Raw genomic sequence first — 15,486 nt, forward strand, 5'->3', positions numbered from 1 at the left:
AACTCGTTGGCTATTTCTTGTTTTTTTTTATCCTCATATCGAGTTGATATAAAAACCTCTTTTGTTAAGCCAGGAAGTTCCTAAATAGTGGTATCCATTGTTTGAATTAGGTGCTTTTTATTGATCATACTCGATATTTTGTTTTTTTGGAACTCTCAACATTCTCAACATTTACTTAAAGTTTTCAACGGGTTTAATAGTGACAGTCCCTAAATATATCCACCTTGTTATTTAAAGCTTTGGTTGTCTATGAAGAAAATTAATAATCCTTTTTTTTATTAGAGGAATTAATTGGAAACTAGTGATTATGATTTAATAGTCGGAATACCTTCAAATAGTGTGTCCTAATATGAGATAGATGATACACGTAATTCCTCCCGCAATCAGCGTATATGGTAATTGGGTCACCACATGGGCCACATTGTTGCACTCAGTGGCAGAAGCGGATAATATGGTGGCATCTCCGTAGAAACAGGCATGAGAGCCAAAAGCTCCTGCACTTATAACTGATCCAATCGCCAACCAAATATCTACTCCCATGCTTTGTGCCAATGGAATTATAACAGGTAGTGATATGGCATAAACACCCCAAAAAGAACCTGTTGCAAAGGTTATAAGCGCTAGAGAAACAAATGCAATTACCGGTAGATATTCTTTGTTTAACCATGGGGATACACTCTCAATAACATAAGGTGTGAGTCCCATTTGATCGTTTACATCTTTGAGAACAAAAGACATAGTCACGATGGCTAGGGCATAAAGCATGGTTTTAAAACCCTTGAAAACACCATCCATAGCCTGTGCAAATGACATTACCTTACTCATTGCAAAGTAGGCTACAGTAAACGCTATTGCAGTGATGACCCCTCTCAAGGCATCAATATCAAAATAAACGGTAGCACAGATAAGTACTAAGATAGGAATTACAAAATATGAGAGTTTTGGTTCTTTATCCGATAAATATTCTGGTATTTCCAGACTTATAGTATCTGAATCTGGTGGTTTAAGTATTCCTTTTTTTGCCCTTTCCTCAGCCTTTTTCATAGCCCCTAAAGGTGGTATCAGATTGATTGCCACTAGCGGAACTAAAAAGGCTGCCACCCAGCCGTAGGTTATATATGGAATAGCTTGAAGGTAACCAGCTAAACCCTCACCTTGTGCCACCACGCCTTCACTTTCCAAAAGTCCAGAAATAAATATCGCCCAAGTGGATAAGGGTATAAGCACACAAACAGGGGCAGCAGTGGAGTCAACTATATATGCTAGCATCTCTCTAGGTACATTAAAACGATCAGTAACTTTTTTCATAGAACTACCTACTGTCAAAGCATTGAGGTAATCATCTATAAAGATACAAAGTCCCAATAACCATGTTGCAAGCAACGCCTCTTTCCGGGTTTTGACAAATTTTAATAGATACCCAGAAAAAGCGTTTGTCCCACCTGATTGTGCCAATAGATAGATTAAAGATCCAAAAAGTCCACAAACCAAAATAACCCAACCAATAGCGGCGTCTTGCATTACCAGCAGAAGAGAATTGGTAAAATCAGAAAATGAACTTTTATAGGAAATAATTACAAAACCTATAAACGATCCTCCTACTAGGGCCTCAAAGGTTTTTCTTGTGATCAATGCTAAAATTATTACAGTAACCGCGGGTACCAAACTGATAATGCCCCAATTTTGCATATCTTTTAATTTTTAGGAATTGCGTTCTGCTCTATTGTTTTGAGATAAGGAAAAACCGTTTGAAAAATATCTTCCTCGACTTGATAAAAGGTACTCTTTTCTCCATACTCAAATTTGTTTTTACTCCCGTTGGTTATAAAAATGATACCACTCCTTTTATCTTTTTCCAAATACATATCGCTCAGTAATCCATAGGCAATTCCAGGATGGCCTACCATTTTCCTGTCCGGAAAAATGATGTCTCCGTTAGGTGTATTTGTTGTTTGATGTATGCCAATTCCGTAAGACAAAAAGAAGTTCTCCCAGGTGTCTCCGTTTTTACCATTATATTCCCATTGACTTTTCAACATAAAATCTACAGTTGCTTTTTCTAAAATTTGATTGTTATTATATGTGCCATCATTCATTAACATTATTGCGATCGCAGACAAGTCTTTTGCAGAACTTCGGAGGCTACCTTGTGGCCCAAAAAGCAATCCATTTTGTCCTAGCTCATAACCTTCAAATGCACGGTTTTGGGGCAATTTGTCACTATAATCATCAGCCTGTGATATCCATTTTTCATCATCATAGGTATATAAGACAGCTAAAGAATCCAGATGCGTCAAATTGGCCACGTTGAAATCGGCCTTGAGGGCCATAGGTTTAAAGATTTCTTTTCGACAGTAATTATCTAAGCGTTGCTGACTTACGTTCTCTATGACTGATGCTATAATACCCCAAGAACAATTGGCGTATGAGAAATAGTCACCTGGTGAATGATCTGCAAACTGATCGTCCGTAAAATAACTTTCATTGCTCAAAAAAAGCTCCCTAATGTCTAATTTTTCAGATATCATATCGTTCGAAAAACGTTGGTACCCTTCACCATCCCTGATGCCACTTTGGTGACTCAATAATTGTTTTAAGGTAATGGGGATATCTGGAAATTTAGGGTTTCTTAAAGACCATCCCAAATAGTTGCTTATATCAGTATCGAGATCTACTTTACCATCTTCCCAAAGTTGCATTATGGCGATTGCAATTATTGTTTTTGAGATAGAAGCCACCCGATATATTGTATTTTCAGTAATAGGAATATGTTGAGACATATTTGCTTTTCCGAATGCACTATGCCAAGCAATTTTACCATCTGATAGAACTAGTACTGACATACCAACAAGCTCATTTTTAATAAAAACCTCCTCTAATTTATTTTTCAAGGCTATAGAATCCTTTTCATTTAGTAGAGCTTTCAAATCAGATTTTTCCTTACAAGAAACAACCATTATGAGCGACATTAAGAAAATGGTAAAAGTTAAACGAAATCTTTTCATTTTTACTGATTAATTTTTCGATTTTAATAAAGGTTCGTTCATTGTAATGCAATGAATACCTCCACCTCCAAAGTTGACAGCTAATGCATTAATCATGACGATTTCACGTTCGGGAAATAATTTTTGTAATATGTCTCGCACTTCTTGATCTCTTTGAGCCACAATTTCATCCATCCCCTCTGAAAAATATTTTTGACCAATCACGACCTTATCTGTAATCAAAAAATTTAAATAGCTGGCAGCGGCGATTACAGTGATTTCTTCACCCTTTGGAAAAACAGACCCGTCCTCAAAATTTAAACTACTTATAAAATCGTAAACTAAATCTCCAGGTTTCATTTGACCCAGAATAAGTTTAGGTAAAGGCATACGCACGATGTGGAAAGGTTTTCCGTTTTGATCACTGGCTTTTTTAAGTATTTGATAGTTCTCTTCCATGCGCTTATGGTTTTCAGCCGCTACGGGATCGTTCATATCTTCTGGCTTTACAACGCCTAACAGAATGGTGGAATCGTTGACAAACCGTGCAAATTCATCAGTATGGCCATTGGTGGTCACAGCTGTGTATGCTTGATTGCCATTCTCAAGTTGAATGGTTCCCTTAAAAGTATGATCGTCTTCCATTAATCCTTTCTTTAACCAAATAATCTTTTTGACGCCCAAAACTCTTTTAAATTCCAGCTCCATAGCCGCCAAATCCATATAAGGATTTCGACCTTTTTCCACAATTTCGGTCAGCATGAGAACACCTCTGCCGTTGAGCTCTCTATTTCCACCTTCGCTAACCATGTCAGAATAAATAACAGGGATATTTAGTAATTTTGCTACCTCTTCATCGTATTTTTCCATACGGATGGTATAGTCATCCATGGCATTGCTATCCGTATAGCCCCAAGCATTAAATCCAAAATCAACTATTGCCTTTTTACCGTTGGTCAGTTCCACAAAATTGGGACCCATATCTCTAATCCAGAATTCCTCAGAAGGAATTTTAACCAATTTCACCCAGCCATTATCCAAATATGCCTTAGGTATAACATCTTGAGCCCTCCTAAAAAGAGTGTCATTTGCAACAGAGACCATAATGTGTTCTTTATTGACTAAAGCATTTATAATTTCTAAAGTTACCTTTTCATTAGATTTACCATTAAGATGATCGTTTGGAGGCCAGATGAGCCAAATATTTTCCTGTGCTTCATATTCCGCAGGTTGTCTCAGGACTGTTACATCAGCGTCTACAGAGAATTTATTAGAAGGTCCTGGTTTACAATTGCTAATTGTTAAAAAAATCACGAGACAACTGGCAATAACGCCTAGTCTTTCCAAATAGCCTTTAGTGCCCAAAAGTAATCTTCTGGAAAAGTGTTTTGAAATCCAAGATAAAAAGCAGCTTTTTTTCATAGGTGACCCTCCTTATGCAACGTGGTTACAGTTTCCAATATACTGTCTTTTAAAATACCGATGGTCTCATCTATAGCATCTTTATCATAAGTCAATGGAGGAGAAAGTACATTTAATGGGCCAATGGGCCTAATAATCAAACCTCTCTTTTTCGATGCAGTGTATATTCTTTTACCAATATTAACTTCCATTGGAAAGGAGGTCTTGGTTTTTTTATCGGTCACATATTCCAGAGCCAACATAAAATGACTTCCACGCACCTCACCTACAATCGGTAAATCTTCTAAGGTTGTAAGTTGTTCCTTAAAATAAGGACCCCATTTATTGACATGCTCACAGAAGCCATCGCGCTCCAGGATTTCAATATTTTTAAGCCCTGTTGCACATGCAAGAGCATGGCCGGAGTAAGTAAAGCCATGAGAAAAATAAGGATTGTCGGCTTTGGGTCGTGAAATTACCTCATGCATTGCTGAAGAAATTACGGTAGCTCCTAAAGGAACGTAACCCGATGAAAGTCCCTTGGCTAATACCATTATATCAGGCTGAACCTTAAACATTTCTTTGGAAGTAATCATTTTTCCCAAACGCCCAAAAGCGGTAACTACTTCGTCGGCTATGGTTAGAATTTCATATTTTTTACACAATGCGTAGGCTTTTCCAAGATATCCTTCTGGGGCAACAATTACACCACCAGCACCCATGATGGGTTCTGCAATGAAACAGGCAATGTTATCAGCACCAATCTCGATAATTTTAGTTTCCATCTCATCAATTAGATAATCACAATATGAATGACTATCAATCCCTTCAGGTTTTCGGTAAGGATAGGGGGTAGGATAGGTAAGTGATATCATCCTTTGGCAGATCAAAGCCGATATGTGTAGAAGCTATTCCAGTAAGTGCGTGTGCTAAATACGTACTGCCGTGATACCCTAAATTGCGTGAAAGGATTTTCTTTTTTTTAGGTTTCCCCAACATGTTAAAATAATAATGAACCATTTTAATCGCTGTATCATTTGCCATAGAGCCCCCTGTTCCAAAAAAAACATGATTAAGTGTTCCTGGACATAGAGAGGCCAATTTTGCCGCTAAATTTGCGGCTGAAGGGGAGGTGGAGTCCTCAAAGGTATTATAGTAGGCCAAGTTTCTAGCCTGTTCTCCAATATGTGCAGCCAACTCTTCATTACCGTGTCCTATGTTTACACACCAGAGTCCAGCAATTCCATCTAAATATTTTTGCCCTTGTTGGTCATAAATAAAGTGTCTGTGTCCTTTGGCATATACAGTAGATCCTTCTTTTGAAAAGTTTTCGAAATTGGCATAGGGGTGAATGACATGGTTTTTATCATTTCTCCAAGTTAATTCTAAATCTTGATTAGGATTTAAACTTTTATGCATGCTACAAGGATTTTAAATTGTTGATCTCACAAGAAAGTAATTGTCAGAATGCAAGTAAAGCAATAAAATGCAATTTAGTAACTAAAAATAAGAAAAAAATGCATAATTATATTGTTTAATTGTATATTTTGCATAATATTGATAAATGGAACGTGTTACAAATAAAATGATTCTTGAATTGTGAAAGAGAGCAAATTTGAATTTAGTGTCACCGATAAGGCCTTATTGCAATTTTTTAAAAGAGATGGAAGGATGTCTTTTACTGATATCGCATCTGAACTTAAATTGTCGGTATCTACGGTAAGAAACCGATATAATAAGCTTGTGGAAGAAGGAGTTCTTCATATTCTGGGCTGGGTGGATCCCACCAAAACAGGCTTTAATTCATACAACAGAGTAACCATTGAAGTTAGCCCGTCCAACTTGATTGATTCCGTGGCAGACGAATTGATGAAAATTAAGGAAATATCCTTCCTAGCGCTTACATCTGGACCTTCAGATATAGAGATTAATTTAATTTGTAGGGATAATAGACATCTTTTGGATGTAATGAAAAAAAACATCTTTACTATTCCAGGAGTAAAAAACACACAATCAACAATATACTATAATGTTTATAAATGGGCTGATCACGAAATGAATATTGAATTACCAGCATCTCCATTGGACTCTAAAAAAACATAAATCTCATCTAAATGCTTAGAATAAACGGCAACAGATTATGCGAAAAACTTTTTGAGATGGCTAAGATTGGAGCGACCACTAAAGGCGGAGTGTGCCGTGTTGCTTTAACAGAACAAGACAAGTTAGGACGAGACTTATTTATAAAATGGTGTTTGGAAATTGATTGTGTAGTTGATATTGATCAACTGGGAAACATCTTTGCGAGACGCTTGGGAAGGAACAATGCCGCTCCGGCCGTTATGATTGGAAGCCATTTGGACTCTCAGCCAACTGGAGGCAAATATGATGGTGTTTTAGGGGTGTTGGCTGGCCTGGAAGTACTTCATACGCTGCATGATGCCAATATTGTCACCGATGTACCACTAGAAATTGTGTCTTGGACCAATGAAGAAGGTGCAAGATTTTCTCCCGCAATGGTTGCTTCTGGGGTATTTGCTGGTGAATTCAGTTTGGACTTCGCATACAATAGAGAAGATAAAGTGGGCACGAAGCTACTTGATGCGTTAGTGGAAATTGGTTATAAAGGGAAGAGTGAAGTGGGAAATAGAAAATATAAAGCCACTTTTGAACTTCACATAGAGCAAGGTCCAATTTTAGAAGCTGCGAAAAAATCAGTAGGTATTGTAACAGGTGTTCAAGGTATTCGCTGGTATAATCTCCTTCTCAATGGAAAAGAGACCCATGCAGGACCTTCCCCTATGAGCTTTAGAAAAGATCCTATGCTAACGCTATCGAGACTTTTACCAAGAATTTTCGAACTTACCAAAATACATGGTCCAGACGCCAAAGTGACTGTCGGGTATATCAACGCCTTTCCTGGGGTTAGAAATACAGTTCCGGGATACTTGGATATTTCCGTGGACATGAGACATCCATGTGAAGAAATTCTTTTCAAAATGCATCAAGATTTGACAGCAATAGTCAATGTTGAAAAACATATTGATCAAGACGTTGGCCATCTTGAACTTGTCTGGTATTCCCCTCCAGTAATGTTTGATACCGGATGTATTGAAGCTGTCAAAAAAGCAACGGAGAAACTAGCTATCCCCTCAATGGAAATTGTTAGTGGTGCTGGACATGATGCCGTGTATATTTCCAAAGTAGCACCTACTAGTATGATTTTTATTCCCTGTACCGATGGCCTGAGTCATAACGAATTGGAACATGCGGAAAAGGTAGATATTATTAACGGTACTAATGTATTATTGGCAGCGGTACTAGAAATGGCAAATGACTGTGATTTGGAATTTAGAAACTAAACATTAACGTATCATGAAAGCAAAAATCCAACATGCAGAATTGTCTCCCAAAACCAAACAATTTTTGGACACACCTCCACGGATGTTAATTGGAAATGAATGGGTTAAAAGTCTATCCAATAAAACCTTTGATACAGTAAACCCCGCCGATGGTAAAGTCATCCTTCAAATACCCTTAGCTGACAAACGCGATATTGATGCAGCGGTAGTGGCAGCCAGACATGCTTTTAAAACCACATGGAAAGATGGGGTAAGTCCCACACAAAGAGCAGAGCTCTTATGGGATCTTGCCCGGCTTATGGAGAGAGATTTGCAGGTATTTATGGAACTTGAAACGCTTGATAATGGAAAACCCTTGTCTAAATCTAAATATGATGTACTGGGTGCAATCAACCATTTAAAATATTACGCGGGGTGGGTGACCAAAATAAATGGAAGCACAGTTCCGGTTGGATCAAATAAATTGGTCTATACAAAAAAAGAAGCTTTGGGGGTCGTGGGTCTAATTGTTCCATGGAATTTTCCACTTATGATTTCCATGTGGAAACTTGCCCCTGCTTTAGCTTGCGGAAATTGTTGCATACTCAAACCCTCAGAACTGACACCACTCTCAGCGCTTTATCTGGGTCATCTTATTATTGAAGCGGGTTTTCCGGCGGGTGTAGTCAATATTGTTACAGGAGAAGGAAGTCCTGCCGGAGAAGCAATTTGCCATCATATGGATGTCGATATGGTTAGTTTTACAGGATCTACAGTGGTAGGAAGAAAAATAATGGAAGCTGCCGCTCAAAGCAATTTGAAAAAGATCAGTTTGGAACTGGGAGGCAAATCACCCAATGTAATATTTGATGATGCTGATTTAGAAAAAGTGTTTGAAAATCTGCAATGGAGCAGCTTTTACAATACTGGTCAGGAATGTACTTTGGGATCTAGAATTTATGTACAGCAATCAATTTTTGACAAGACGGTCGCAAATTTGAAGGAAAAAGCTGAAAAGATGACTATGGGTAACGGTTTTGACGACCATGATCTTGGCCCTATGATCAGTGAAAAACAGTTGTCAAACGTCATGGATTATATTGATTCAGGTAAAAAGGAAGGCGCTGTATTGGTATGTGGCGGTAAGCGCATCTTTGCAAATCTTAGAGATGGTTATTTTTTAGAACCAACAATATTTACCAGTCAAAGTGACGGTTTAAGAATTGTCAAGGAAGAAATTTTTGGGCCTGTTGTGGTCATCTTGCCTTTTAATGACTTCGATGATGCGATACTAAAGGCCAATAATTCTTCATATGGACTTGCAGCTGCCGTTTGGACCCAGGATTTATCAAAGGCCCACAATTTTGCAAATAAGGTTGACGCTGGCACCGTATGGGTGAATGGCTATGATCTTTTTGATGCTGCCGTTCCCTTTGGAGGTTTTAAACAAAGTGGAAATGGAAAAGAAATGGGAGTTAATGCAATTGATCAGTTTACCAAAGAAAAAGCCGTATGGATTGTACTTTGAGAAGCCAGCTTTCCACTTTACAGTCAGTGCGTGGAGAGGGAATATATCCACACGACATGAATGATAACCAATACTTAAATTTTATCTCAAGCCTTGGAGTTGCAAATACAGGTATTCAAAGAGCAGATAAAGCAGGCTTTGGAAATTTTGAAAAGGGAGTATCAAAACAGTATTACCCTGAAACACCATGCCTAATTAAGTAATTAAAAAATTTTTAAAATTATGTAGTTCATTTAAATATGATCACATATATCAAATATTAACACGCAACAATAATCAAATATTAACTTGAATCTTAAATAATTATGGAAAAAAAATCAATTAGTTTCTTATTGTTCTTTATCATGGCTTCGGTTGTTGCTATGACGTATGGGCAAAGTATTTCAGGTACGGTAACAGATCCATCTGGTCTTCCATTAATAGGCGTAAATGTTCTGGTCAAAGGAACTTTTAATGGAACTCAGACTGATTTTGACGGAAAATATTCCATAGAAGCACGCACGTCAGATGTGCTGGTGTTTTCTTTTATAGGCCAAAAAACGGTAGAGCGCAACGTAGAAAATAACACAACCATTAATGTGCAAATGGAAGAAGACGCTGCGCAATTGGAAGAAATTGTAGTTATCGGTTATGGTAGCCAGAAGAAAAGCGATCTTACTGGATCTGTGGCTAGTGTTAATGGTGAAGATATTGCCAGACTGCCAGTGTCAAGTTTGGACAAAGCCCTCCAAGGGAGGGCTGCAGGTGCTTATATCAGTTCTCCTTCAGGAACGCCTGGGGCTGGTATGAGCATACAAATTAGAGGGAGTACCTCCTTGTCTGCCAGTAGTGAACCCTTATATGTCATCGACGGCGTTCCAATGATTTCCGAAGATCTCTCTGGATTGTTTTCTGGGGGACAAAAAACCAATTCAATTGCTGATATCAATCCGAATGACATTAAAGCGATTGAAATTCTTAAGGATGCCTCCGCAACGGCCATATATGGTTCAAGAGGTGCTAATGGTGTTATTATCATCACCACTAAAAGAGGTCAAACAGGGGCTCCAAAAATTAATTTCAATAGTTATTACGGTTTTCAAACCATCACCAATCAAATTGATATGTTAAGTTCAAAAGAACAACTGGAACTTATGGATGAGGCTGCACGTCAAGATAATAGAGATTTGGGTACTAACTATCCTGATAATTACGTGTCTGATCTTTGGGGCTATGATCCTAACGATCCTGATTTACAAAACACAGATTGGTACGATGCTATTTTTAGAACAGCAGCCATTCAAAATCAAGATTTTTCAATTTCTGGGGGTACTGATAAGATCAAATATTACACATCACTTGCCTACTTTGAACAAGAAGGCACCCAACTGGGGACAGGATTCGAGCGTCTCAGTGCAAGAGCTAATTTAGATAGTGAAATTAATACGTGGCTTAAGATAGGCACAACCATTTCCGTAAGCCGAACCAATCAGCAGCGTACTATTAATGACAACTCACTTTATGGTGTTGTTATAAACACCTTGGCAGGTGATCCCTTAATGCCCGTAAGAGAAGAAGATGGCAGCTATGCTGATCCATTCAACTATTTTGGTTGGTGGATGCTCGACAATCCAGTGCTTGTAGCTGAGGAATATAAAAGAACTACCAAAACGGTTAGAGGCTTAGGGACTATTTTCGCAGAAATTTCTTTAACTGATGCGCTCTCTTTTAGACATTCTACGTCAATTGATTATACGAGTTTGGTAGATGAGTCCTACACCCCGATTATTTCGAGGGAATCGGTCAACTCAGGAGCTAATGGTCTTGGAACCTATGGTTCTACTGAAGATTTTACATGGATTACTGAAAATTACTTCTCCTACAATAAGAATTTTGGAGATAAGCATAATCTGGACGCTATCGTCGGCATCTCATACCAAGCTTCAAATAGAAATTTTGCAAGTATTAGCGCACAACAATTTCCAAGTGATCAGTTTGTAAAATTAGCCACCGCCGCCGAGATTACTGCAGCTTCCACCGCAGGAACAGAATGGGGTCTTGCTTCTTACTATTTTAGAGCTAATTATGGGTATGATAATAAATATTTGCTGACTTTTTCCGGACGTGCTGATGGATCTTCTCGCTTCGGGCAAAATAACCGATTTGGAATTTTCCCATCTGGTTCTGTAGCATGGCGCATAAGCCAAGAAGATTTCCTCAAAGAATCCGAGACTATTTCTGATTTGAAGTTGAGAGTTAGTTATGGCGTCACTGGTAATCAGGATGGTATAGGCAACTTTGCATCGCGAGGCTTGTATGGCATAGGAAATTACCGTTCTGGTGCAACTTTGGTTCCATCTCAATTAAGCAACCGAAATTTGAGTTGGGAAAGAACAACCCAATATAATTTTGGAATGGATTTAGGGCTATTTAACAATAGGTTGACATTAACCACAGATTACTTTATAAAAGACACAGATGATTTATTGTCGAGCAGATTAATACCAGGGATTTCAGGATTTCCTAGCGTTCTTGATAATATAGGTGCGGTAACAAATAAAGGATTTGAGCTGTCCATAAGCGGAGATGTTCTAAGAGGCGATTTCAACTGGAATTCTTCATTCAACATATCATTTATTCGTAATGAAGTTAAAAACCTTGTGGTTGATGATCAAATAATTAGCGATTCTCACATTCTTAAGGAAGGCTATCCTATTGGAACATTTTTCTTGATTGATCAAAAAGGAGTAGATCCTCAAACAGGAAACATAATATGGGATGATTTCAATGGAGATGGTATTATAAATGCTGATGATCGCCAAATCGTTGGGAGTGTGCAGCCGGACTTCTTTGGAGGTTTTAATAATGCTTTTAGCTATAAAGGCCTCGATCTTAGTTTTCTCTTCCAATTTTCAGTGGGGAACGAAATTTTTAACCATAGTAGAGCAATTTACGAAGGTTTGGGATGGAGCCGCATAGGAACTGGATTTCCGTTGCCTGATGGCAATAACCATGTGTTGGCACGGGACCGTTGGCAGGAGCCAGGAGATATTACTGATATTCCGAGGGCTTCATTAGAAGATGGTAACTGGAAGGAATATTCATCACGCTGGCTAGAGGACGGATCTTTTGTTCGACTTAAAACCGTGAACCTAGGTTATAACTTCCCAGATCAAATTCTTTCTAAATTAAATTTATCGAACTTAAGGGTATACGTCCAAGGACAAAATCTTTTGACATTTACCAAATATACTGGATTTGATCCAGAGGTCAGCCAAAATGCACGGGATCCAAGAATTGCCGGATCAGACTTTGGGACTTTGCCACAGAGCAAAAGCTATACATTAGGGATTAACATCGGACTTTAAAAACTTTTAAAATGAAAAATATATATATAACACTTTTCGCATTTTTGTTCATGCTGTCCTGTGACATTCTCGAACCAGAACCATTACAGTCGTTAGATTCTAGCACCGCTCTTGCAGATGCCGGGTCTGCAAAAGGAATTTTGGCGGGAGCCTATACACTTTTGCAGGATGCAGATTATTATGGCTCGGAATATCCATTGAATTCTGAACTTCTTGCCGACAACGCGATTTTTCAAGGATTTTATCAGTCACAATCAGAATTAGACCAGAAATTAGTGCCTATCACTAATTTATGGATTACGACCATTTGGCCTGATATTTATATAGTTGTCAATTCTGCAAATCTTTTGATAGCTGGGGTTGATGATATAGACGATCCAGCACTTGACAAAGATGCTATAAAAGGAGAAGCCTATGCTCTAAGAGCGCTGGCCAATTTTGACTTGCTTAGGGTTTTTGGAGAACATTTTGACAATTCGTCGCAATTTGGTATTCCGTTGCTTTTGGAGCCAATCCCAGATAATGATTTCAATCAAATACCAGATTTGGCCCGCAGTTCTGTCGAAGATGTTTATGATCAAATCATTAGTGATTTAGATCAAGCCATTGCCTTGACCGAAGGAAGTAGTGATACTTCAACCATGAACTATTGGGCCGCCCTTAGCTTGCGTGCACGAGTAAATCTTTATAGAGGCGAATATGGTCAAGCCTTTATAGATGCCAAAAAAGTGATTACTGAGGGTGGTTTCAGCTTGGAAGAAAATTTGGACGATGTGTTCTACACTACAGATGCATCAGCTGAATCGATCTTTGAGTTGGAGTTTAATGAACAAGACCAGAGTGCCTTTAACACTTATCTTTATAGAAGGGATGAATATAACGTTGATCCTACTTTACTCAGTTCATTTGAGACAGGAGATTTGAGAAAAAATTATTTTACGAGACTTAGAGGGCGCAATCGTACTACTAAATATTCTGACAATACAAATTCAAATAATTTCAAAATCTTCCGATTGGCAGAATTATATCTTATCCGTTCAGAAGCTGCAGTCTTTGCAACTAATGATCCTGATGCGGGTACCGAAGATCTAAACACGATAAGAAACAGAGCAGGGTTAGATGATCTTGCTCCAATTTTGACCACCTCTCAATATGTCGATGCGTTATTATACGAAAGAAGAGCTGAGCTTAACTTTGAGGGGCATCGGTTTTTTGATCTAGTCCGTTTGGGGAAGGCTGAGAGTGTTCTCGGTTTGGAAGCATTTAGGAAAGTGTTGCCTATTCCACGAACAGAACTTCAAGTTTCTGATGCTTTAGTTCAAAACCCTGGGTATCCTAGTAATTGATAAACCTTGGGATCAACTCAGGTTTAAATTTTTAGCTAAGCTTAATTAGCACTAGGAGAAAGTAGAAGCATTAAAAACTTTTACTTTCTTCGAGTGCTTTTTCATTTAAAATTAGATGGCTAACTTTCCTCAACAGATTTTTTAATTCTATTGATGGCGCGTTGCCATTTGTCAAAAACAGTTGTGGGCGCTGGATAATTGGGAATATCGTATTCCCATGGTGCGTAAATGCGATGATCGTTAACGTCACTCAACTCAGAAATGTAAGTCTGGATAAAAGCTTTGGCATCATATTTAATGGCTTGATTGACGGGGTTGGTATAATATATTTCAAAAGCTTGCATGTGCCAATTCATCCAGTTAGCGCTGACATCATAATCAATCAGCTTACTTTCAAAATACGAAGCCCCCCAAGTCCAATCAATATTCAAATCTTTCACAAAAAAACTAGCACAATTTACCCGGCCTCTGTTGCTCATATATCCAGTTTGGTTAAGTTGTCTCATGTGTGCATCAACAAAGGGAATACCTGTGGTTCCTTCTTTCCACTTATCAAAAAGGATCTGATTGTTATCGAAATTTGTTGTCTTATTCTTAAACCCAGAGGTCCCAAAAATGGAATTCCCGAATTTCATGCCCTTAAAAGTGAAATAATCTCGCCATACCAATTCAAAAATAATCCACCATGTACTTTGGTTTTTTTTGATCTGCAGTTCATATGCTTTCACAACCTTATAAATCTCTCGAGGTGATATACAACCCAATGCGAGATAAGGCGAAAATTTTGAACTGTAATCCATTCCTAATGATTTATTTCGTGTCCATCTATAAGCCGTCAAATGCTCTGATTGAAACGTATAGTAATTCAGGCGTTCCAATGCCGCAGATTCTCCACCCATGACATAAGGCGTTGATTGGTCATAGTCCTCTTTTGTAAACCCATAGATTGTATATGAAGGAAATGGTGTGTTTTTGGCTTTGAGATGCGCGTTGATTTTTGATGGTGATTTGAACGGAATTCTCGGTTCACTTTGTTTTGAGGTCGGAATGCGATAGGCCTTACTAGTGAGTGGAATATCAGCAATAGTAAAAGGAATATCGTCCTTGTGATAGAGGGTTTTGCCCCAATAAAAATTAAAAGCTATATCTGGAAGTTTTTCTTTTAATCGGTCGATGAGCTGCAACTCTTCAAAAGCATATTCTGTTTCGGCAAAAATTTCAGTAATACTATATTCCTGAACCAGTTTTGGAACATCGACAAGGGCAGAATCAATGGTAATAATAAGTTGACCATTGATTTTTTTGAGATTTTGTTGCAAATCCATTAGTGATTGCTCCAGAAATTTGAAACGAAGCACATCTGCTTTTCTAAAACCATAGTGTCGTGTCGTAAAAAGCGAAGACTCTATAGCATATACGCATACTACAACGTCACATGTTGCAATGGCTTGGCAAAGAGCTTCGTTGTCATGTAGTCTTAAATCATTTTTAAACCAGACAAGACCTATGGTCGATTTTATTTTTTGCATACATTATAAT

General features: G+C 38.2%; 12 protein-coding genes. 6 read left to right on the plus strand and 6 right to left on the minus strand.

Annotation, left to right across the window (positions count from 1 at the left end; all coding sequences use genetic code 11):
- Positions 1 to 330: 330 nt before the first annotated feature.
- Genes A9996_RS11030 through A9996_RS20255 form a run of 5 tightly spaced genes read right to left on the minus strand, consistent with a single transcriptional unit; the run spans position 331 to position 5,804 of the window.
- A complete protein-coding gene (locus tag A9996_RS11030) occupies positions 331 to 1,689 on the minus strand; it encodes a Na+/H+ antiporter NhaC family protein (RefSeq protein WP_066434667.1) in 1,359 nt (452 codons plus the stop codon).
- A gap of 5 nt (positions 1,690 to 1,694) precedes the next feature.
- On the minus strand, positions 1,695 to 3,005 hold the full coding sequence (locus tag A9996_RS11035) for a serine hydrolase domain-containing protein (RefSeq protein ID WP_083993922.1): 1,311 nt from the start codon (positions 3,003 to 3,005) through the stop codon (positions 1,695 to 1,697).
- A 9-nt stretch (positions 3,006 to 3,014) separates the two neighbouring features.
- Complete coding sequence (locus A9996_RS11040; protein WP_066434671.1) at positions 3,015 to 4,406, minus strand: agmatine deiminase family protein; 1,392 nt, start codon at positions 4,404 to 4,406, stop codon at positions 3,015 to 3,017.
- Positions 4,403 to 5,260, minus strand: a complete 858-nt coding sequence (locus tag A9996_RS20250) for an aminotransferase class III-fold pyridoxal phosphate-dependent enzyme (RefSeq protein ID WP_211272652.1) — start codon at positions 5,258 to 5,260, stop codon at positions 4,403 to 4,405. The genes A9996_RS11040 and A9996_RS20250 overlap by 4 nt, the downstream gene beginning before the upstream one ends.
- Positions 5,214 to 5,804 carry an aminotransferase class III-fold pyridoxal phosphate-dependent enzyme gene (locus A9996_RS20255; protein WP_211272653.1) on the minus strand — a complete coding sequence of 197 codons (591 nt, stop codon included), beginning with the start codon at positions 5,802 to 5,804 and terminating at the stop codon, positions 5,214 to 5,216. Before A9996_RS20255 ends, A9996_RS20250 begins: the two co-directional genes overlap by 47 nt.
- 180 nt (positions 5,805 to 5,984) lie before the next feature.
- Here A9996_RS20255 and A9996_RS11050 point away from each other — a divergent pair, with 180 nt between their 5' ends.
- The 6 genes from A9996_RS11050 to A9996_RS11075 all read left to right on the plus strand — a co-directional run bounded on the left by A9996_RS11050 (position 5,985) and on the right by A9996_RS11075 (position 13,947).
- A complete protein-coding gene (locus A9996_RS11050; protein WP_066434674.1) occupies positions 5,985 to 6,488 on the plus strand; it encodes an Lrp/AsnC family transcriptional regulator in 504 nt (167 codons plus the stop codon).
- Between the two features lie 11 nt (positions 6,489 to 6,499).
- Positions 6,500 to 7,747, plus strand: coding sequence for a Zn-dependent hydrolase (locus tag A9996_RS11055; protein WP_066434677.1), 1,248 nt, complete (start codon positions 6,500 to 6,502; stop codon positions 7,745 to 7,747).
- 13 nt (positions 7,748 to 7,760) lie between these two features.
- Positions 7,761 to 9,254, plus strand: coding sequence for an aldehyde dehydrogenase family protein (locus A9996_RS11060; RefSeq protein ID WP_066434679.1), 1,494 nt, complete (start codon positions 7,761 to 7,763; stop codon positions 9,252 to 9,254).
- 56 nt (positions 9,255 to 9,310) lie between these two features.
- Entirely contained in the window at positions 9,311 to 9,457 is a 147-nt protein-coding gene (locus A9996_RS11065; protein WP_157487212.1) for a hypothetical protein, read from the plus strand.
- A 102-nt stretch (positions 9,458 to 9,559) separates the two neighbouring features.
- A complete protein-coding gene (locus A9996_RS11070) occupies positions 9,560 to 12,601 on the plus strand; it encodes a SusC/RagA family TonB-linked outer membrane protein (protein WP_066434683.1) in 3,042 nt (1,013 codons plus the stop codon).
- Between the two features lie 11 nt (positions 12,602 to 12,612).
- Complete coding sequence (locus A9996_RS11075; RefSeq protein ID WP_083993923.1) at positions 12,613 to 13,947, plus strand: RagB/SusD family nutrient uptake outer membrane protein; 1,335 nt, start codon at positions 12,613 to 12,615, stop codon at positions 13,945 to 13,947.
- 119 nt (positions 13,948 to 14,066) lie between these two features.
- On the opposite strand, the gene A9996_RS11080 is transcribed toward A9996_RS11075, so the two are convergent.
- Positions 14,067 to 15,476: a DASH family cryptochrome gene (locus tag A9996_RS11080; RefSeq protein WP_066434687.1), complete on the minus strand. Its 1,410-nt coding sequence runs from the start codon at positions 15,474 to 15,476 to the stop codon at positions 14,067 to 14,069.
- Positions 15,477 to 15,486: the final 10 nt, after the last annotated feature.

Source organism: Gelidibacter algens (assembly GCF_001678675.1).
GTDB lineage: Bacteria > Bacteroidota > Bacteroidia > Flavobacteriales > Flavobacteriaceae > Gelidibacter > Gelidibacter algens.